At 74.7% G+C, this 19896-nt stretch carries 12 protein-coding genes; 6 read left to right on the plus strand and 6 right to left on the minus strand.

Translation table 11 applies throughout. The annotated features are described in order from the left end of the window. A partial coding sequence (locus AC02VZ_RS15920; RefSeq protein ID WP_476475666.1) for a maltotransferase domain-containing protein occupies positions 1-809 on the minus strand: 809 nt, incomplete at its 3' end. A gap of 1242 nt (positions 810-2051) precedes the next feature. Between AC02VZ_RS15920 and AC02VZ_RS15925 the strand changes: the two genes are divergently transcribed. Then, positions 2052-4670, plus strand: a complete 2619-nt coding sequence (locus AC02VZ_RS15925; RefSeq protein WP_476475667.1) for a glycosyltransferase family 1 protein — start codon at positions 2052-2054, stop codon at positions 4668-4670. Between the two features lie 22 nt (positions 4671-4692). On the opposite strand, the gene AC02VZ_RS15930 is transcribed toward AC02VZ_RS15925, so the two are convergent. From AC02VZ_RS15930 to AC02VZ_RS15945, 4 genes are all read right to left on the minus strand, one after another. Further along, entirely contained in the window at positions 4693-5214 is a 522-nt protein-coding gene (locus AC02VZ_RS15930) for a DUF1990 family protein (RefSeq protein WP_432058916.1), read from the minus strand. A 71-nt stretch (positions 5215-5285) separates the two neighbouring features. Continuing rightward, positions 5286-7319, minus strand: coding sequence for a M4 family metallopeptidase (locus AC02VZ_RS15935; protein WP_476475668.1), 2034 nt, complete (start codon positions 7317-7319; stop codon positions 5286-5288). 499 nt (positions 7320-7818) lie between these two features. Continuing rightward, on the minus strand, positions 7819-9675 hold the full coding sequence (locus tag AC02VZ_RS15940; protein ID WP_432058758.1) for an ABC transporter ATP-binding protein: 1857 nt from the start codon (positions 9673-9675) through the stop codon (positions 7819-7821). Beyond that, positions 9672-11504, minus strand: a complete 1833-nt coding sequence (locus tag AC02VZ_RS15945; RefSeq protein ID WP_476475669.1) for an ABC transporter ATP-binding protein — start codon at positions 11502-11504, stop codon at positions 9672-9674. Before AC02VZ_RS15945 ends, AC02VZ_RS15940 begins: the two co-directional genes overlap by 4 nt. Before the next feature lie 374 nt (positions 11505-11878). Here AC02VZ_RS15945 and AC02VZ_RS15950 point away from each other — a divergent pair, with 374 nt between their 5' ends. Genes AC02VZ_RS15950 through AC02VZ_RS15965 form a run of 4 tightly spaced genes read left to right on the plus strand, consistent with a single transcriptional unit; the run spans position 11879 to position 15627 of the window. Next, positions 11879-12886: an ABC transporter ATP-binding protein gene (locus AC02VZ_RS15950; RefSeq protein WP_476475670.1), complete on the plus strand. Its 1008-nt coding sequence runs from the start codon at positions 11879-11881 to the stop codon at positions 12884-12886. Then, a complete protein-coding gene (locus AC02VZ_RS15955; RefSeq protein WP_432058755.1) occupies positions 12883-13644 on the plus strand; it encodes an ABC transporter permease in 762 nt (253 codons plus the stop codon). The genes AC02VZ_RS15950 and AC02VZ_RS15955 overlap by 4 nt, the downstream gene beginning before the upstream one ends. A 29-nt stretch (positions 13645-13673) precedes the next feature. Beyond that, entirely contained in the window at positions 13674-14981 is a 1308-nt protein-coding gene (locus AC02VZ_RS15960) for a sensor histidine kinase (RefSeq protein ID WP_476475671.1), read from the plus strand. Then, the gene (locus tag AC02VZ_RS15965; RefSeq protein ID WP_476475672.1) at positions 14974-15627 is read left to right on the plus strand and encodes a response regulator; all 654 of its coding nucleotides are present in this window, start codon (positions 14974-14976) and stop codon (positions 15625-15627) included. Before AC02VZ_RS15960 ends, AC02VZ_RS15965 begins: the two co-directional genes overlap by 8 nt. 205 nt (positions 15628-15832) lie before the next feature. Here the strand turns inward: AC02VZ_RS15965 and glgX are convergent, their stop codons facing one another. After that, positions 15833-18082 (minus strand): glycogen debranching protein GlgX, encoded by a 2250-nt coding sequence (glgX, locus tag AC02VZ_RS15970; protein ID WP_476475673.1) that lies wholly within the window; start codon positions 18080-18082, stop codon positions 15833-15835. A gap of 187 nt (positions 18083-18269) precedes the next feature. Here glgX and AC02VZ_RS15975 point away from each other — a divergent pair, with 187 nt between their 5' ends. Continuing rightward, positions 18270-19490 carry a L,D-transpeptidase gene (locus AC02VZ_RS15975; protein ID WP_432058751.1) on the plus strand — a complete coding sequence of 407 codons (1221 nt, stop codon included), beginning with the start codon at positions 18270-18272 and terminating at the stop codon, positions 19488-19490. Positions 19491-19896 lie beyond the last annotated feature (406 nt).

A 19896-nucleotide genomic window follows, 5' to 3' on the forward strand; every position in this document is an offset into this window, starting at 1 on the left:
GGGAAGAACTCGTACCACGACCCGAACAGCGCCCGCTCCCGCTCCACCAGCAACGGCAACGGCTCACTGCTCGTCACCAGCTCCCGCAACGGATACCGCGCCAGCACCGCGTCCACGTCCGGGGTCAGCGCGCCCGCCAGCCGGGCCGCCGGCGGACGGCGGGTGTCGCGCAGCGCGTCCACGGCCGTCAGCAGCACCTCGCGCGGCTCGGTGCCCGGCACGTCGGCCGCCGCCCGCTCGTGGAGGCGGGCCCCCTCCTCCAGCACGAGTTCCGTGTCGATGCCCGCCGGGATCTTGATCTCCGCGTGGTGCCGCCACGTGGTGACCGGGTCGCCCCACGCCTCCACGGTGTACGTCCAGAGCCCGGGCTCACCGGCGGTGACCCGCGCGCCCCACCGGTCGGTGCCCGGCGCCAGCTCCCGCATGGGGGTGAAGGGCCCGGGGCGGCCCGCCGGGTCCGTCAGGACCACGTTCGCCGCCACCGCGTCGTGCCCCTCGCGGAACACGGTGGCCGAGACCTCGAAGGTCTCCCCGGTGACGGCCTTGGCCGGCCGGAGCCCGCCCCGGACCAGCGGGCGCACGTCCAGGACCGGGATGCGGCCCACGGACGTCACCGGGCCGGAGGCGGAGGCATGACCGGCCGGGGTGTCCGGACCCGCGACGCCCGGCGCCCCGGGCCGGGCCTGCCCGGCGGCCGGCGGCGGACCGTGACCGTGGTCCGGGGCGTGGACCGGAGGGGATTCGGCGGCCCCCCGCCGCGCGCGGGCGCCGGGCGTCGGGGGCGATGACGAGTGGTGCTTGGCGGGCATGACCGCTCCTGTCCGCGTCAACGTGGGTGGGCGGATGACTGAGGGAAGGCGGGTCCTGCGTGGTGCTCCTGAGGGAGTACCCGCAGGAGCCTTCCCACCCTATTCGGGTGGGCAATCCGGCACTTTGTTAACTACTCGCGCGTATGTCGACACGGCGGAGTCGATTGTTTCGGTACCCCGTGCCCCGGCCCGCCGGCCCTCCGGCGCGTGCCCGTCGCCGCGGTGCTCCCCGGCCCTCGTGGAGACGGCCGGGCGCCGCCGCGGACGGGGGACCGGCCCTGTCGGCGGAGGGTGCGGCGTACCGGTCCGCCGTCCGGTCGCCGTCCCGCGCGCCACCCCTCCGACCAGGCACGTCGTCGCCCACGGAGGGGTGAGCCAGGGAGCGTCCGGGTCCGGCGCGGCGGCTCCGGACGGGGACGGACGGCGCCTCGGAGTCCGCCCCAGGCCGCCCCGTCCCGGCGGCGGGCGCGGTGCCGCCGGGAGCGGCTGCCGTGACGGAGGAGCCCGGTGGGGGACGCGGACCGGCCGCGGGGCGGTCCCCGGGAAACGGCCGGAATCTTGTCCTGGGGGCGGCGGTCCCGGGGCAGTCCCTGGGGTGGTCCGCGCCGCTGGCTGTCCGTGCCGCTGGTCGTCCGTCCTGCCGTCGTGCGTCCTGGCGGTCGCCCGCCTTGCCGGTCGTCCGCCGGGCGGTGCTGCCCGTCGTCCGCCTCTAGGTCCGTCGGTCGGCTGCCTTGTCCGGGACCTCCGGCAGCCCGTCCCGGCCCACCCCGCTCACCCTCGGGGCGCCCGGCCGCGGGCCTCCGGGGCGGCGGTGCCCGCCTCACCCGCCGTCCGGTCGACCGCCTCACCCGCCGTCCGGTCGACCGCCCCGCCGGCGTCCGGGCCTCCGGATCACCGGGCCTCCGGGCCTCCGGGCTTCCAGCTTCCCGGATCACCACCCCCAGGAGGCGCCGGCCGCCGCCCCCGAGGGCCCGCGCCCCCGTGATCACCGGGCCGCCCGCCCCTCGCGACACGCGGTCCCGCACCCGCCACGCCCGGGGCGATCGAGCGTGCGGGACCAAATAGCACAAGAGCGCCCACAGGTGGGGAACCAGCCACATCCGGTATGCGAGGAATCGTTTGCTCTGCCCCCCGGCGCCACCCGCTCGCCCGGCCTCCGGCACGACGGCCGCCCGCGCCGGTACTGTCGGCAGGGATGCCGAGACGCACACCGCGTCTGTCACGAACGCGCCGAGGTGGAATGTGAAGGCGATCCGTCGATTCACCGTCCGACCCGTTCTCCCCGAACCCCTCCGGCCCCTCAGCGACCTGGCCCGCAACCTGCGCTGGTCCTGGCACGAAGGGACCCGCGACCTCTTCCGGTCCGTCGACCCGGAACGCTGGGCCGCCGCCGGCCGCGACCCCGTCCGGCTGCTGGGCAGCGTGCCGCCCGCCCGGCTGACCGAACTCGCCGGCGACCCCCTCTTCCTCGACCGCCTCACCGCGGTCGCCGACGACCTCGACGCCTACCTCACCGGCGACCGCTGGTACCAGTCCCGGACCGAGGACCTGCCCGCCGCCATCGCCTACTTCTCCCCGGAGTTCGGCATCACCGCCGCCCTGCCGCAGTACTCCGGCGGCCTGGGCATCCTCGCCGGGGACCACCTCAAGGCCGCCAGCGACCTCGGGGTGCCGCTCATCGGCGTCGGCCTGCTCTACCGGCACGGCTACTTCCGCCAGTCCCTGTCCCGGGACGGCTGGCAGCAGGAGCACTACCCCGTGCTCGACCCCAACGAGCTGCCCCTGGTCCCGCTCAAGGAGGCCGACGGCACCACCGCGCACGTCACCCTCGCCCTGCCCGGCGGGCGCTCGCTGCACGCCCGGATCTGGCTCGCCCAGGTGGGCAGGGTCCCGCTGCTGCTGCTGGACTCCGACGTCGAGGAGAACGCCCCCGGCGAGCGCGGTGTCACCGACCGGCTCTACGGCGGTGGCAGCGAGCACCGGCTGCTCCAGGAGATGCTGCTCGGCATAGGAGGGGTCCGGGCGGTGCGGGCGTACTGCTGGCTCACCGGGCACGCCGCCCCCGAGGTCTTCCACACCAACGAGGGCCACGCCGGCTTCCTCGGCCTGGAGCGCATCGCCGAGCTGGGGGCCGAGGGGCTCGACTTCGCCGCCGCGCTGGAGGCGGTCCGGGCCGGCACCGTGTTCACCACCCACACGCCCGTCCCGGCCGGCATCGACCGCTTCGACCGCGAACTGGTCGCCCGGCACTTCGGCCCCGGCGCCGAACTGCCCGGCATCGACGTCGACCAGGTCCTGCGGCTCGGCATGGAGACGTACCCGGGCGGGGAGGCCAACCTCTTCAACATGGCCGTGATGGGCCTGCGCCTCGCCCAGCGCGCCAACGGCGTCTCCCTGCTGCACGGCCACGTCAGCCGGGAGATGTTCGCCGGCCTGTGGCCCGGCTTCGACCCGGCGGAGGTGCCCATCACCTCCGTCACCAACGGGGTGCACGCCCCCACCTGGGTGGCCCCCGAGGTGTTCCGGCTCGGCGCCCGGAAGATCGGCGAGGAACGGGCCGAGGAGGCCCTGACGGTCGGCGGCTCGGACCGCTGGGACTCCATCGCCGACATCGCCGACCAGGAGATCTGGGAGCTGCGCCGCTCCCTGCGCGAGCTGCTGGTCATGGAGGTCCGCGAGCGGCTGCGCGCCTCGTGGCGGCAGCGCGGGGCCGGCACGGCCGAGCTGGGCTGGATCGACCGGGTGCTCGACCCGGACGTGCTGACCATCGGGTTCGCCCGGCGGGTCCCGTCGTACAAGCGGCTGACGCTGATGCTGCGCGACAAGGACCGGCTGATGGAGCTGCTGCTGCACCCCGAGCGGCCGGTGCAGATCGTCGTCGCGGGCAAGGCGCACCCGGCGGACGAGGGCGGCAAGCGGCTCATCCAGGAACTCGTCCGGTTCGCCGACGACCCGCGGGTGCGGCACCGGATCGTCTTCCTGCCCGACTACGGCATGGCGATGGCCCAGAAGCTCTACCCCGGCTGCGACATCTGGCTGAACAACCCGCTGCGCCCGCTGGAGGCGTGCGGCACGAGCGGGATGAAGGCGGCGCTCAACGGCTGCCTCAACCTCTCGGTGCTGGACGGCTGGTGGGACGAGTGGTTCCGGCCCGACTTCGGCTGGGCCATCCCCACCGCCGACGGCAGCGCCACCGACCCCGACCGGCGGGACGCCATAGAGGCCGCCGCCCTCTACGACCTGCTGGAGCAGCGGGTGACCCCCCGCTTCTACGAGCGGGGCGAGAGCGGGCTGCCCGACCGGTGGCTGGAGATGGTCCGGCACACCCTCGGCTCGCTCGGTCCGAAGGTGCTGGCCGGGCGGATGGTCCGGGAGTACGTCGAGCGCCTCTACGCGCCCGCCGCCTCCGCGCAGCGCGCCATGGACCCGGGGACGGCCCGCGAGCTGGCCGCGTGGAAGGCCCGGGTGCGGTCCGCCTGGCCGCGGGTGAGCGTCGACCACGTCGAGACCTCCGACGCGGAGGCGACCGCCGAACTGGGCACCACGCTCGCCCTGCGGGTGCGGGTGAACCTCGGCGACCTCGGCCCGGACGACGTGGAGGTGCAGGCGGTCTCCGGACGGGTCGACGAGGCCGATCGCATCACCGACGCGAGCACCGTGCCGCTGAAGCCGTCCGGCGCGCCGGACCAGGAGGGCCGCTGGGTGTACGAGGGCCCGCTGTCCCTGGACCGCACCGGGCCCTTCGGCTACACGGTCCGCATCCTGCCCGGGCACCGGCTGCTGGCGTCCGGCGCGGAGATGGGCCTGCTCGCCGTGCCCTCCGAGGACCTGGTGGCGGCGGCGGGTCTGCTGATGCGGTGAGAGGACAGGGGGCGGCGGGGGCTCACTGGTCCTCGACGCCCTCGGTGGCCAGGCGGCGCAGGACGGTTCCGCAGCGGCGCGCGTAGGCGTGCTGGAGGCCGCGCGTCGCCGGGCCGCCGGCCCGGGCGTACCAGGTGGCCGGGCGGCTGAAGGCGGACACGGTCAGCCATACGGTCCCGTCGCCGGTGCGGTCCACCACGAACGACTCCTCGCCGCGCTCCGGGTGGCCGGTCAGGGTGCCGTAGGCCCAGCCCGCCCTGCGGCGCTCCTCCTCTGCCCAGACCACCCGGCACGGGGCCCTGACGACTCCGGCGAGGGTGACGGTGACGTCCACGCCGGGGGCGGCCCGGTCGGCGGCGGCGTCCACCCCGACCCCCATGGCCCGGTGCATCTCCCAGGTGAACAGCGCCCGGGTCGCCTGCTGGAACACCACCTCGCCCTCGCCCAGCCGGGTACGGACGTGCAGGGGGTGGAAACCCGGTGGGCAGAAGCCCTGTTCACGGGTCTTGCCGACGTGGTCGTAGGTGAAGTCCGCCGAAGACATGGGACCCAAGGGTAGGGCGGCGCCCGCGCCGTGGAGCACGGCGGGGCGCCGCCCGGTGGGCTCGTCCCGGTTTACGGGAAGGTGAGCTTCCAGCTGTTGATGTAGCCGGTGTCGTAGCGTGCGCGGTCCTGTACGCGCAGCTTCCAGGTGCCGTTGGCCGCCTCGGAGGAGGCGTTGACCGTGTAGGTCTCCTGGATGTTGTCGGCCGAGCCGCCGGTGCGGCTGCGCAGCGGGTACACGGAGCCGTCCGGGGCCACCAGGTCGACGACCAGGTCGCCGCTCCAGGTGTGCCGGATGTCCACCGTCACGCGGAGGTCGGACGGGGCGTTGCCGGAGCGTCCGGTGACGGTGACCGAGGAGGTCACCGCGGCGCCGTTGTCCGGGATCGACACGTCGGCGGTGTTCTCGAACGACGTGCCGCCGCCACCGCCGTCACCGGGGCGCGAGCCCACGTTGACGCCGGCCCAGGCGTCCTGCACCGCCTTGTACTCGGCGCTGTCCGTCCCGTACAGCTCGCCGGCCGCCGCCAGGGTGCCGGTGCGGGCGCCGGCGTAGTTGGTGGTGGAGGTGAACTTGGTGGTCAGCGCGCGGAACCAGATCTTCTCCGCCTTGGCGCGGCCGATGCCGGTGACCGGGAGGCCGTCGGAGGTGGGCGAGTCGTAGGTCACCCCGTTGATGGTCTTGGTGCCGCTGCCCTCGCTGAGCAGGTAGAAGAAGTGGTTCGCCGGGCCGGAGGAGTAGTGCACGTCGATGCTGCCGATGCCCGAGTACCAGGCGTCCTTGGACTTGCCGTCCCGGCTCGGCTTGTCCATGTAGCGCAGCGGGGTGCCGTCGCCGTTGATGTCGATCTCCTCGCCGATGAGGTAGTCACCGACGTCGGAGGAGTTGTTCGCGTAGAACTCGACGGTCGCGCCGAAGATGTCGCTGGTGGCCTCGTTGAGGCCGCCCGACTCGCCGCTGTAGATCAGGCCGGCCGTGTTCGAGGTGAGGCCGTGGGTCATCTCGTGGGCGGCCACGTCGATCGAGGTGAGCGGGTTGGCGTTGCCCGCGCCGTCGCCGTAGGTCATGCAGAAGCAGCTGTCCGACCAGAAGGCGTTGACGTAGTTGTTGCCGTAGTGGACCCGGGAGTAGGCGCCGACGCCGTCGCCCCGGATGCCGCTGCGGCCGTGCACGTTCTTGTAGTAGTCCCAGGTCAGGGCCGCCCCGTAGTGGGCGTCGGCGGCGGCCGACTCCAGGTTCGAGGGGTTGCCGTTGCCCCAGACGTCGTCGGAGCCGGAGAACAGCGTGCCGGTGCCGGACGTGCCGCGGTTGAGGTTGTACGTCCGGTGGTTGCCGCGCGCGCCGTCGGTGAGGTTGTACGACGATCCCGACTGCGTGGTCGTCAGGTCGACGGTGCCGCTGTAGACGGTGTGGCCGGTGCCGGTGTGGACGGCCTGCCACTCGTACAGCTTCTCGCCGGTGGTGGCGTCGGTGACGACGTGCAGCTCCTGCGGGGTGCCGTCGTGCTGGAGGCCGCCGACGACCGTCTCGTAGGCCACGACGGGCTTGCCGTCGGCCGCCCAGATCACCTTGCGCGGGGCCCGGTCGACGTCCGGGGCCTTGGCCTTCTCGGCCTTCGCGGCGGACAGGGCCTGCTGCTCGGCCTTCGCGGCCGGCACCGCGGTGGCGGTGGTCGCGGGCTTCACCGCGGTCCGGGTGGCCTTGACGACGGCGTCGGCCTCGCCGGCCGCGTCGCCCTGGACGATCAGGTCGCCGCCGAGGACGGGCAGCCCGTCGTAGGTGCGTTCGTAGCGGACGTGCACGGTGCCGTCGCGGTCCTTCAGGACGTCACGGACGACCAGCTTCTCCTTGGCGCCCAGGCCGAGGTCCTTCGCGGTCTCCGCCTTGGTGGCGTCGGCCTCGCGGATCAGCTCGGCGCGCTGGGCGGGGGTGAGCCGGACCGACTCCGAGCCGGGCTTCGCCGCGCTCTCGGCGGCGGGGACCTGCTCCGGCGCGGCGGTGGCCGTGCCGGCCTGGACGGCCGTCGCGACCAGGGCGGCGACCCCGGCGAGTGCGACGGCTGCGGTGCTGCGGGGGGTGCGTCTGTGGGAAGACCTGCTTCTCAACACTGACTCCTTCTGCGCGGCCGCGGGTCGCACGGCCAGGGGAGACCGGCCGGCGGGTGGGCCGGCCGGGCAGAACAGGGCGGTACGCGGAACCAGGTGCGATGCGGTGCTCGACCGCGGCCGTCCCCCGGCGTCGATGCGGTGCGGTGGGGTTGCCGGAGAGGGGCCGTGGGAAGAGTGGCAGGTGATCGCGGTTTCTGTCAGGACCGCGTCAAGAGTTTGGCGGAAATCGTTCGCTGGCCGGGAGGGGGAGTCCGCTATGCGGACGGGGTGCGGTTCCGTGCCGTGATGGCTGCGGGCGCCTTGCCTGCCGGGAGCCCCGGGGCGGCGTGGGCCGGCCGGCCCCCGCCGCCCGCCACCGTTGCGGCGGGCGCCGCGGCGGCCGATGCCGGCCCGTCGGAATCCGGGGGCCTGTCGGCACCCGAGGGGGCGCGGCGGGCGCCCGGCGGCCCGTCGTCACCCGGGGCCCGGTGGGCGCCCCGGGCTCCTCCGTGCCGCGCTAGGCCAGGCTGTCCCGCCAGGCCTTGTGCAGGTCCGCGAAGCGGCCGGTGCCCGCGATGAGGTCGGCCGGGGGGCCGTCCTCCACGATGCGGCCCCGTTCCATCACCAGGACCCGGTCGGCGATCTCCACCGTGGACAGCCGGTGGGCGATGACCACCGCCGTGCGGCCGGTCAGCACCGTCGCCATCGCCCGCTGCACCGCGCGCTCGCCGGGGACGTCCAGGGAACTGGTCGCCTCGTCGAGGATCAGCACGGCCGGGTCCGCGAGCAACGCCCGGGCGAACGCCACCAGTTGCCGCTGGCCCGCGGAGATACGGCCGCCGCGCTTGCGGACGTCGGTGTCGTAGCCGTCGGGCAGGGCGGCGATGAAGTCGTGCGCGCCGATCTGCTTGGCGGCCCGCTCGATCTCCTCACGGGTGGCCTCCGGCCGGCCGATGGCGATGTTGTCGGCGACCGTGCCGGAGAACAGGAACGCCTCCTGCGTCACCATCACCACCCCGCGCCGCAGGTCCGGCCCGGCGAGGTCGCGCAGGTCGACGCCGTCCAGCAGCACCCGGCCCTCGGTGGGGTCGTAGAAGCGGGCGAGCAGCTTGGCCAGCGTCGACTTGCCCGCGCCGGTCGAGCCGACGACCGCGACCGTCTGCCCCGCCGGGAGCGTCAGGTCGAAGCGGGGCAGCACCTCGCCGCCCGTGCGGTACGCGAACCGGACGCCGTCGAAGACGACGGTGCGGCCGGGGTGCCCGGAGCGCCGGACCGGCAGCTCGCGGGGCGTGGCCGGTTCCGGCACGGACGGGGTCTGCGCCAGCAGCCCGGCGATCTTCTCCAGCGAGGCCGCGGCCGACTGGTAGGCGTTCAGGAACATGCCCAGCCGGTCGATCGGGTCGTACAGCCGCCGCAGGTAGAGCACCGCCGCCGCCAGCACGCCCAGCGCGAGGGTGCCCTCCGCGACCCGGTACGCGCCCCACAGCACCACCAGCGCGACCGTGGTGTTGGCAGTCACCCGGGAGCCCACCACGTAACGGGCCATCTCCAGCAGCGCGTCGCCGTTGGTGCGCTCGTGCCGCCGGTTCAGCACCCGGAAGTCGGCGTCGTTGGCGGCCTCCCGGCGGAAGGCGCGCACCGGCCGGATGCCGTTCATCGTCTCCACGAACTTCACGATGACCGCGGCGATGGCCGTCGACCGCTTGCGGTACACCCGCGTCGCGCGCCGCCGGTAGGACCGCACCAGCCCGTACAGCGGCAGGAAGGACGCCACCGCGACCGCGCCGAGCCCCAGGTCCAGCCAGAGCAGCAGCACCGAGATGTAGACGCACGACAGCACGACCGTCACCAGCTCCTGGAGCCCCTCCTCCAGCAGTTCGCGCAGCGCCTCCACGTCGGTCGTGGAACGGGAGATGAGCCGGCCCGAGGTGTAGCGCTCGTGGAAGTCGACGCTCAGCGCCTGGGCGTGGCGGAAGATCCGGCCGCGCAGGTCGAGCAGGACCGCCTGGCTGACCCGGGCGGAGGCGGTGATGAAGCCGTACTGCAACGCGCCCGCCGAGGCCGCGCACAGCAGATAGCCCACGGCCACCGCGATCAGCGGCCCGTGGTCGTCGGCCCGGAACGCGGGCACCGCCCGGTCGATGCCGTACGCCACCAGCAGCGGGCCCGCCTGCACCGCCGCCTGCTGGAGCAGCAGCAGGAACGCGGTGAGCGCGACCCCGCCGCGCAGCGGGGACAGCAGGGACCGCAGCAGGGCGCCGGTCGCGCCCGGGGGCGCCGGCAGGACGTCCCGGTCGAAGGGGTCGCCGCTCTCCCCGGGCGACCGGTCGTCGTCGTCCCGGCCGGGGGCGGGCGCGGTCGTGGCCGCCGTCATCGCGGGTCCTCCTGTCCGCCGGCCGGCTCACCGGCCATCAGGTGGGCGTACTCGGCGTGGGTGCGCAGCAGTTCGTGGTGGGTGCCGACGGCGGTGATCCGGCCGCCGGAGAGCAGCGCGACGCGGTCGGCCAGCAGCACCGTGGACGGCCGGTGGGCGACGATCAGGGCGGTGGTGTCGGCGAGCACCCGGCGCAGGGCCGCCTCCACCGCGGCCTCGGTGTGCACGTCGAGCGCGGACAGCGGGTCGTCCAGCACCAGGAAGCCGGGCCGGCCCACCACCGCGCGGGCCAGCGCCAGCCGCTGCCGCTGGCCGCCGGACAGGCTCAGGCCCTGCTCGCCGACCTGGGTGTCCACGCCCTGCGGCAGCGCGTGCACGAAGTCCGCCTGCGCCACCCCGAGCGCCCGCTCCAGGTCGTCCGGCCCGGCGCCGGAGGCCCCGGCGCCCATCAGCACGTTCTCGCCGACGGTGGCCGAGAACAGGGTGGGTTCCTCGAACGCGACGGCGACCCGGGCGCGCAGTTCCTCGCGGGGCATCGCCGTGATGTCCACCCCGTCCAGGGTGATCCGCCCGGAGGTGACCTCGTGCAGCCGGGGGACCAGGGCGGTGAGCGTGGTCTTGCCGCTGCCGGTCGCGCCCACCAGGGCCAGCGACTCGCCGGGACGGATGTGCAGGTCGACCCGGTCCAGCACGGGCGGGGAGTCCGGCGGGGCGTCCGGATAGCGGAAGATGACGCCGTCGAAGCGCAGCCCGTCGGCGCGGCGGGGCGCGGCGGCGGGGGCGGCGGGCACTGTCCGGTCCTCCTCGGGGGCGTCCATCACCTCGAAGTAGCGGGTGGTGGCGGTCGCCGCCTCCTGGCTCATCGCCAGCAGGAACCCGATGGAGTCCACCGGCCAGCGCAGGGCGAGCGCCGTCGACAGGAACGCGACCAGCGTGCCCGCCGACAGGGTGCCGTCGGCCACCCGCATGCAGCCGAGCACCAGGGCGGCGCCGACGGCCAGTTCGGGCAGCGTGACGATGATGCCCAGGATGGTGGCCAGCAGCCGGGCCTTGTGCAGTTCCGTGCCGCGCAGCCGGCCGGCCAGTTCGTGGAAGGCGCGCGCCTGACTGCGGTGCCGCCCGAACCCCTTGACGATGCGGATGCCGAGCACGCTCTCCTCGACCACGGTCGTCAGGTCGCCGACCTGGTCCTGGGCCTTCCGCGACGCCGCCGAGTAGCGCTTCTCGAACACCACGCAGGTCACGATGACCGGCACCGCGGGCACCAGGACGACCAGGCCCAGCGTCCAGTCCTGCGCCAGCATGATGCCCAGGCCGACGAGGATGGTGACGCCGTTGACCAGCAGGAAGGTCAGCGGGAAGGCCAGGAACATGCGCAGCAGCATCAGGTCGGTGGTCGCCCGGGACAGCAACTGCCCCGACGGCCACCGGTCGTGGAAGGCCACCGGCAGCCGTTGCAGGTGCCGGTAGAGGTCCGCCCGCATCCCCGCCTCGACCCCGGACAGCGGCCGGGCCACCAGCCAGCGCCGCAGCCCGAACAGCAGCGCCTCCGCCAGCCCGAGCAGCAGCAGGTACAGCGCGCCGAGCCACACGCCCCCCGGGTCGCGGTCGGCGATCGGGCCGTCGACCATCCACTTCAGGACGAGCGGGATCACCAGGCCGATGCAGGAGGCCAGGACCGCGATGAACGCGGCGGTGAACAGCCGCGCCCGCACGGGCCGCACGTACGGCCACAGCCGCAGCAGCGTGCGCACGGTGGAGCGGGGCGGGGCGTCCGGCCCGGAACCGTCGTCCGAGCGGGGTTCGGCGGTGGGGAGTGAGGTGGACATCAGCAGTGAGCCTACGGAACGATACTGACACTGCCCACCGAGTTTCGGCCCGGCCGGGCTCCGTCCGGAGACCTACGACCCGCGGGCCGGCGCGCGCGTCCCCGGCCCCCGAGGCCCGCCCGCTCGGGCGGCGTTCACCCGGTCCCGCCACCGCCGTCGACGGGCCGCGGGCCGCCCGACGCCGGCAGGCCGTACCGCGCCCCGTCAGCCGGCCGGTCGGACAGGTCGTACCGCCCCCGTCAGCCGATCGGTCGGACAGGCCGCATCGCCCCCGTCAGCCGGCGGGTCGTACCGCCCCCATCGTCCGATCGGACGATGGCAGCCGAGCGGCACGGCCGATGTGCGCGGGCCCGGCCGCCGGAAGACTGACCGGCATGTCCGTCATCGAAGTCACCGATCTGCGCAAGACCTACGGCGGCCGGGCCGTGGTCGACGGGGTGTCGTTCACCGTCGAGGAGGGCGAGATCTTCGGGATCCTCGGCCCGAACGGCGCCGGCAAGACCACCACGGTCGAGTGCGTGGAGGGCCTGCGGGTGCCCGACGGGGGACGGGTACGGGTCACCGGACTCGACCCCGTCGCCGAGCACGACCGGGTCGCCCGCGTCCTCGGCGCCCAGCTCCAGCAGAGCGCGCTGCAGCCCAGGCTCACGGTCCGGGAGGCCCTGGAGCTCTACGCGTCCTTCCACCCGGCCCCCGCCGACTGGCGGCCCCTGACCGAACGCCTCGGGTTGACCGCGCAGTTGGACACCCGCTACGGCAAGCTGTCGGGAGGCCAGCAGCAGCGGCTGTCCATCGCGCTCGCCCTGGTCGGCGACCCCCGGGTGGTGGTGCTGGACGAGCTGACCACGGGGCTCGACCCGCGCGCCCGGCGCGACACCTGGCAGCTCATCGAGGACATCCGCGCCGGCGGGGTCACCGTCCTGCTGGTCACCCACTTCATGGAGGAGGCCCAGCGGCTCTGCGACCGGATCGCCGTGATCGACCGGGGCCGGGTGGCCGCCCTGGACACCCCGGCCGGGCTCATCCGCCGCTCGGCCGGCGCCACCGTCATCAGCTTCACCCCGTCGGAGCCGCTGGACGAGAACGACCTCGCCGCGCTGCCCGGCCTCGCCTCGGTCGCGTACCGCGAGGACCGGGTCACGCTGTCCGGCACCGACGCGACCGTCAACGCGGTCATCACGCTGCTGGCCCGCACCCGCGTCACCGCGCACCAGCTGCGGGTCACCGACGCCACGCTGGACGACGCCTTCCTGGACCTCACCGAGGGGACGGCCGCCCCCGGCACACCGGGCGCCCCCGGCACGCCCCGCCCGTCCGACACCGGCACGCCCCGCCCGTCCGACGCCGGCCCGACCGGCCCGACCGAGGAGCTCCCGGCATGACCGCCGCCCCGTTCACCACCGCGTTCAACTCCGCCGTCCTGCGCACCGAGGTGCGGCTGTTCCGCCGCGAGCCCGGCAACCTGTTCTGGATCATGTTCTTCCCCAGCCTGCTGCTGGGCATCCTCGGGGCCGTCCCCGCCTTCCGCGACCCCGACCCGAACCTCGGCGGGCTGCGGTCCATCGACCTCTACGTCCCCGTCGCCGTCCTGCTGGGCGTGCTCATCGCCGGCCTCCAGGGCATGCCGCAGACCCTCACCGGCTACCGCGAGCAGGGCATCCTGCGGCGCATGGCCACCACGCCGGTCCGGGCCACCGCCCTGCTGTCCGCGCAGATGCTGGTGTTCGGCGGCAGCGCGCTGGTGTCCGCCCTCCTCGCGCTCACGCTCGGCCGGGTCGTCTACGGCGTGTCCCTGCCCGAGCAGCCCGCCGGCTACCTGCTCGCCCTGCTCCTCGCCGCCTTCGCCTGCCTGGCGTTCGGCGCGCTGATCTGCTCGCTGTCCCGGACGACGAAGATCGCGGCCGCGCTCGGCTCGGCGGCGCTGTTCCCCGCGATGTTCTGCGCGGGCGTCTGGCTGCCGGTGCAGGCCATGCCCGACCTGCTCGCCCGCATCGTCGGCTGGACCCCGTTCGGCGCCGCCTCCGAAGCCCTGAACGACGCCGCCGCCGGGGCCTGGCCGGGCTGGGACCACCTGGGCGTCATGGCCGGCTGGACGGTGCTGCTGACCGTGCTCGCCGCCCGCTGGTTCCGCTGGGAGTGAGCGCGAGCCGGATGTCCGACACTGGTGCGATGACACGAACGGGGGACAGCGCACGGACGGGGGACAGCGCACGGGCGGGCGACAGCGCACGGGCGGCCACCCGGCTGGAGCAGCGGTGGGCGCTGTTCCACCGCTGGGGACCGTACGCGCTGCTCGCCACCGGCACGGTGCTGGCGGCGTCCACCGCCCGGGTCCTCGGCATGACCCGGGCGGAGATGTACGCCTGCGCCGCGCTCGTCGTCGCGGCGCTCGTGCTGCAGCTGTGGTGGGGACGGGCGTCGCGCGGCCGGGCGACGCCGTCGACCGCCAGCACGGTCTACTTCACCCTGCGGATGGCCCTCAGCTTCGCCCTGACCTGGCTGAACCCGCTGTTCGCCTTCCACGCCGCGATCAACTACTTCGACATCGGGCGGCTGCTGCCGCAGCGGCTCGTCGTCCCCGGGCTGCTGGCCGCCGCCGTCACCGTAGCGGGCTCCCAGAGCGGCGGCCTGCCACCGGACGACGCGACCGGCTGGATGGTCTTCGGCGGCGTCCTCGGCGTCAACGCCGCGCTGCTGCTCGTCTTCTCCCACATCGCCGGCCTGGAGGAGGCCCGCGCCCGCACCCAGGCCGAGACCATCGGCGAACTGGAGCGCACCAACACGGCGTTGCAGCAGGCGCTCGACGAGAACGCCGCCCTGCACGCCCAACTGCTGGTCCAGGCACGGGAGGCCGGGGTGGCCGACGAACGGCGCCGACTGGCCGCCGAGATCCACGACACCCTCGCCCAGGGCCTGACCGGCATCATCGCCCAGCTCCAGGTGGTCGCCGGCACCGACGACCCCCGGCTGGCCCGTGAGCACCTGGACCGGGCCGCCGCCCTGGCCCGGCACAGCCTCGGCGAGGCCCGCCGCTCCGTGCACAACCTGTCCCCGGCCGCCCTGGTCGACGACGCCCTGCCGCAGGCCCTGGAGAAGACGGTCGCCGAGTGGGAGGAACGCACCGGCATCCCCGCCCGGTACACCACCACCGGCACCGTCGAACCGCTCCACGACGAGGTGGCGGCCACCCTGCTGCGGATCGCCCAGGAGGCGCTGGCGAACACCGCGCGGCACGCGGGCGCCGGACGGGTCGGCGTCACCCTCTCCTACATGGGCGACGAGGTCACCCTCGACGTCCGCGACGACGGCCACGGCTTCGACCCGCGGGTCCGCCGCGCCCGCGACGGCAGCGGCGGCTTCGGCCTCGACGGCATGCGGGCCCGCGCCGAACGCATCGCCGGGTCCCTCGGCATCGAGTCCGAACCCGGCCTGGGGACGGCGGTGTCGGCTCGCGTACCGTTGGTCCGCCATGACTGACGCTCCCGCGGAACCCCCCGTCTCCCTGCTGATCGTCGACGACCACCCCGTCGTCCGGGACGGCCTGCGCGGCATGCTCGCCTCCGAAGCCGGCTTCCGCGTGCTCGGCGAGGCGGCCGACGGCGTCGAGGCGCTGGAACGGGCCGCCGCCCTCGACCCGGACGTGATCCTTATGGATCTGCGCATGCCCGGCGGCGGGGGAGTGGACGCCATCCGCGAGCTGACCCGCCGGGGCGCCCGCGCCCGGGTGCTCGTGCTCACCACCTACGACACCGAGTCCGACACCCTCCCCGCCATCGAGGCGGGCGCGACCGGCTACCTGCTCAAGGACGCGCCCCGCGAGGAGCTGTTCGCGGCGGTGCGGGCGGCGGCCGAGGGCCGGACGGTGCTGTCCCCGGCGGTGGCCTCCCGCCTGGTGTCCGCGGTCCGCGCGCCCCGCCCGGCCGGGGGCGAGACGCTGTCCGCGCGGGAACGGGAGGTGCTCGCCCTGGTCGCCCGGGGCACCTCCAACCGGGAGATCGCTCGGGAACTCTTCATCAGCGAGGCGACCGTGAAGACCCACCTCACGCACCTGTACGCCAAGCTGGGCGTGCGGGACCGCGCGGCGGCCGTGGCGGCGGGCTACGACCGGGGCATCCTCGGCTGACCCCGGCGACCGGCCCGGGGGCGGCCGGGTACCGCCCCGAACACCTCGGCCGGCCCGGGAGCGGCCGGGTTCCGCCCCGAACACCTCGGCCGGCCCGGGAGCGGCCGGGTTCCGCCCCGACCACCCCGCCGGCCCGGGAGCGGCCGGGTACCGCCCCGACCACCCCGCCGGCCCGCGCCGGTCGCCGCCCTCGCGGGTCCGCCCGTCAGCGCACCCGCAGCAGCAGCACCGTGCTGCCCGGCACCGTGAGGACCGAGCCCGCCCGGTGCACGGTGTCCGGCGCCGACGCCTGCTCCTCCCGCCCGGTGTCGACGACGACCTCGTACCGCTCGGCCCACGGCGGACCCGGCAGCACGAAGTCCACCGGCTCGTCCCCGGCGTGCAGCACCGCCAGGAAACTGTCGTCCACCACCGGCGCCCCCTCCTCGTCCCGGCCGGGGATGTCCCGCCCGGAGAGGTACATGCCGAGCGTCGCGGCCGGCGCGTACCAGTCGCCCTCGGTCATCTCCGCGCCGTGCGCCGTGAACCACGCCAGGTCGCGCAGCCCGTCCGCCGAGTGCGGCCGACCGGAGAAGAAGGCCCGGCGGCGCAGCACCGGGTGCCGGTGGCGCAGCCCGATCAGCCGCGAGGTCAGGTCGGACAGCGCCCGCCACGCCGGGTCGTCCAGCAGCGACCAGTCCACCCAGCCGGTCTCGTTGTCCTGGCAGTAGGCGTTGTTGTTGCCGTGCTGGGTGCGGCCCATCTCGTCCCCGGCCACCAGCATCGGCACGCCCGTGGACAGCAGCAGCGTGGTCAGCAGGTTGCGCAGCTGGCGCCGGCGCAGCGCCAGGACGTGCTCGTCGTCGGTGGGGCCCTCCGCCCCGCAGTTCCAGGACCGGTTGTCGTCCGTGCCGTCCCGGTTGCCCTCGCCGTTGGCCTCGTTGTGCTTGCGCTCGTACGACACCAGGTCGCGCAGCGTGAAACCGTCGTGCGCGGTGACGTAGTTGACCGAGGCGTACGGGCGGCGCCCGCCCCAGGCGTACAGGTCGCTGGAGCCGGACAGCCGGTAGCCCATCTCCCGCACGTCCGGCAGCGCGTGCCGCCAGAAGTCCCGCACGGTGTTGCGGTACCGGTCGTTCCACTCCGTCCACAGCGGCGGGAAGGCGCCCACCTGGTAACCGCCCGAGCCCACGTCCCACGGCTCGGCGATCAGCTTCACCCGGCGCAGCACCGGGTCCTGGGCGATGACCGCGAGGAACGGGGAGAGCATGTCGACGTCGTGCATGGAGCGGGCGAGGGCCGCCGCGAGGTCGAAGCGGAAGCCGTCGACGCCCATCTCGGTCACCCAGTACCGCAGCGAGTCCGTGATCAGGCGCAGCACGTGCGGCTGGACGACGTGCAGGGTGTTGCCGCAGCCGGTGTAGTCGGCGTACCGGCGGGCGTCCGGCTGGAGGCGGTAGTAACCACGGTTGTCGATGCCCTTCAGGGACAGCGTCGGGCCCAGCTCCCCGGCCTCCGCGGTGTGGTTGTAGACCACGTCCAGGATGACTTCCAGCCCGGCCGCGTGCAGGGCGCGCACCATCCGCTTGAACTCGCCGACCTGCTGCCCGGTGGTGCCGGAGGCCGCGTAGCCGGCGTGCGGGGCGAAGTAGCCGACGGAGTTGTAGCCCCAGTAGTTGCGCAGGCCGCGGCTCAGCAGGTGGTCCTCGTGCGCGAACTGGTGCACCGGCAGCAGCTCCACCGCCGTCACGCCCAGCTTCACCAGGTGCTCGATCGCCGCCGGGTGGGCGAGCCCCGCGTACGTGCCGCGCAGTTCCTCCGGAACGCCCGGGTGCCGCTGCGTGAAGCCCTTCACATGCAGCTCGTAGAGCACCGAGTCCGCCCACGGCGTCTTGGGGCGGCGGTCGTCGGACCAGTCGTCGTCGTCGTGCACCACGACGCCCTTGGGCACGTACGGGGCGGAGTCCCGGTCGTCGCGCACCGTGTCCGCGACATGCTGCTGCGGCCAGTCCCGGACGTGCCCGTACACCTCGGGCGGCAGCGCGAAGTCGCCGTCCACCGCGCGGGCGTACGGGTCGAGCAGCAGCTTCGCCGGGTTCCAGCGGGCCCCCGTCCACGGGTCCCAGCGGCCGTGCACCCGGTAGCCGTAGCGCTGCCCGGGCCGCACGCCCGGCACGAAGCCGTGCCAGATGCCGTGCGTCAGCTCGGTCAGCCGGGCCCGCCTCTCCCGGCCCCGTTCGTCGAACAGGCACAGTTCGACGCCCTCCGCCCCGCCCGCCCACAGGGCGAAGTTGGTCCCCGCCACCCCGTCCGGGCCCACCCGGAACCGGGCGCCCAACGGCGTCGGCCGGCCCGGCCGGACCGGCACCGGCGGCGCGGACGCCACCGGCCGCCTGCCGTGCACGACGACGGCCGGGCGCCCCTCCCCGGTGGCCCGCTCCGCGGCCACCGCCTCCTGCTCGGCTGCGCTGGACACCTGTCAGCCTCCCGCGGCTCGTGGAACGACGGTGGTCACGAGTGCGCGGCCCTCCGGTCGGCTCCGGCCGCGGCTGTCCGGCGCGTCGTTCTCCCCACAGTTCTGCCCAGAGCGTGCCGCGCACTCACGTTTCCCCGCCCGGCGGCATGGTCGTTTCCCGAACGCGCGCCCGGTCGTTGGACAGCGCGTGAGGCACGTACAAGGGCGCGCACGGCGCGCGAGGGCCGCACTGGCCGCCGTACTGACCTGGGCAGGACTGCTGACCGGCGCCGTCGGGTGCACCTCGGACGGCCCCCTGAGCGGGGCGTTCGGCCCGCCGGCCGCCGAGGACGTCATCCGGGTGACGCCCGACGACGGCAGCTCCGGCGTCCGCCCCGACCGCGAGCTCCGCGTCCGGGTGCCGGAGGGACGGCTGGAGTCGGTGGCGGTGGTGAAGTCCCAGGACGCCCGGAGCTCCCCGGTGCCGGGGCGCCTGTCCGACGACGGACGCACCTGGCGGCCCGACGGCGAACGCCTGGCGCTCGCCGCCGAGTACACCGTCGACGCGGTCGCCGTCGACGGCTCCGGCCGCCGCTCCGCCCGCCGCACCACCTTCACCACCCACGTCCCCGAGGAGCGCTTCATCGGCTACGTGGCCCCGGAGAACCGCTCCACCGTCGGCACCGGCATGATCGTCTCCCTGGAGTTCAACCGGAAGATCACCCGCCGCGCCGCCGTCGAACGTGCCGTCCGGGTCACCTCCGAGCCGCCCGTCGACATCCGGCCGCACTGGTTCGGCCGCTCCCGGCTCGACTTCCGCCCCGAGCACTACTGGAAGCCCGGCACCCGCGTCACCGTCGAGCTGGGCCTGCGCGACGTCGAGGGCGCCCCCGGCGTGTACGGCCTCCAGCAGCGGACGTTCACCTTCACCGTCGGCCGCAGCCAGGTCTCCCGGGTCGACGCCGCCCGGCACACCATGCAGGTGCGGCGGGACGGGGAACTGCTCGCCACGGTGCCGGTGACGGCCGGGGCGCCGAGGACCACCACCTACAACGGCACGATGGTCATCACCGAGATGCTGGAGGTGACCCGGATGGACAGCCGCACCGTCGGTTTCGGCGGCGAGTACGACATCCCCGACGTGCCGCACGCCATCCGGCTCACCGAGTCGGGCACCTTCCTGCACGGCAACTACTGGGCCGACGCGGACGTCTTCGGCTCCACCAACGTCAGCCACGGCTGCATCGGGCTGCGCGACGTCAAGGGCGGCGGGGCGGACACCCCGGCGGGCTGGTTCTTCGACCGCAGCCTCGTCGGGGACGTGGTCGAGGTGGTCAACAGCAGGGACAAGAAGGTGGCCCCCGACAACGGCCTCGGCGGCTGGAACATGGACTGGGAGAAGTGGCGTGCGGGCAGCGCGGTGACGTGACCCCTCCCGGCCGGTCCGGTCCTCGCCCCCTCGGCCGGTCCTGGCCGGTCCTGGCCGGTTCGGTCCGGCCAGGACGGTGACTCGGCGCCGCGTCGGCTCCCGTGGGGTCCGCGTGCGTCTCGCGGGGGCTCGCGTAGGTCCTGCGGGGGTCTCGCGTGGGCTCCCGTCGGTTCCGCGCCGATACCCCGTCGGTCCGGTCGGCGCCCGACCCGCACCCCTGCGCGCCCGTCGGGTCCCGCGTCGGCGCCCGTCGGTCCCGCGTCCGCCCCCGTCGGTCCCACAGACAGTTGAAGTTGGGACTGAACGGTGACATTCACGCCCCGCCCAACCCCGCTGGCCTGGGGTTACGATGCGCCGGAGGGCGCGAGGGGCGCGCGGGGGTGCGGGTCGGGCCAGGCCCGCCGAG

Source organism: Streptomyces sp. 3-6, assembly GCF_056323165.1.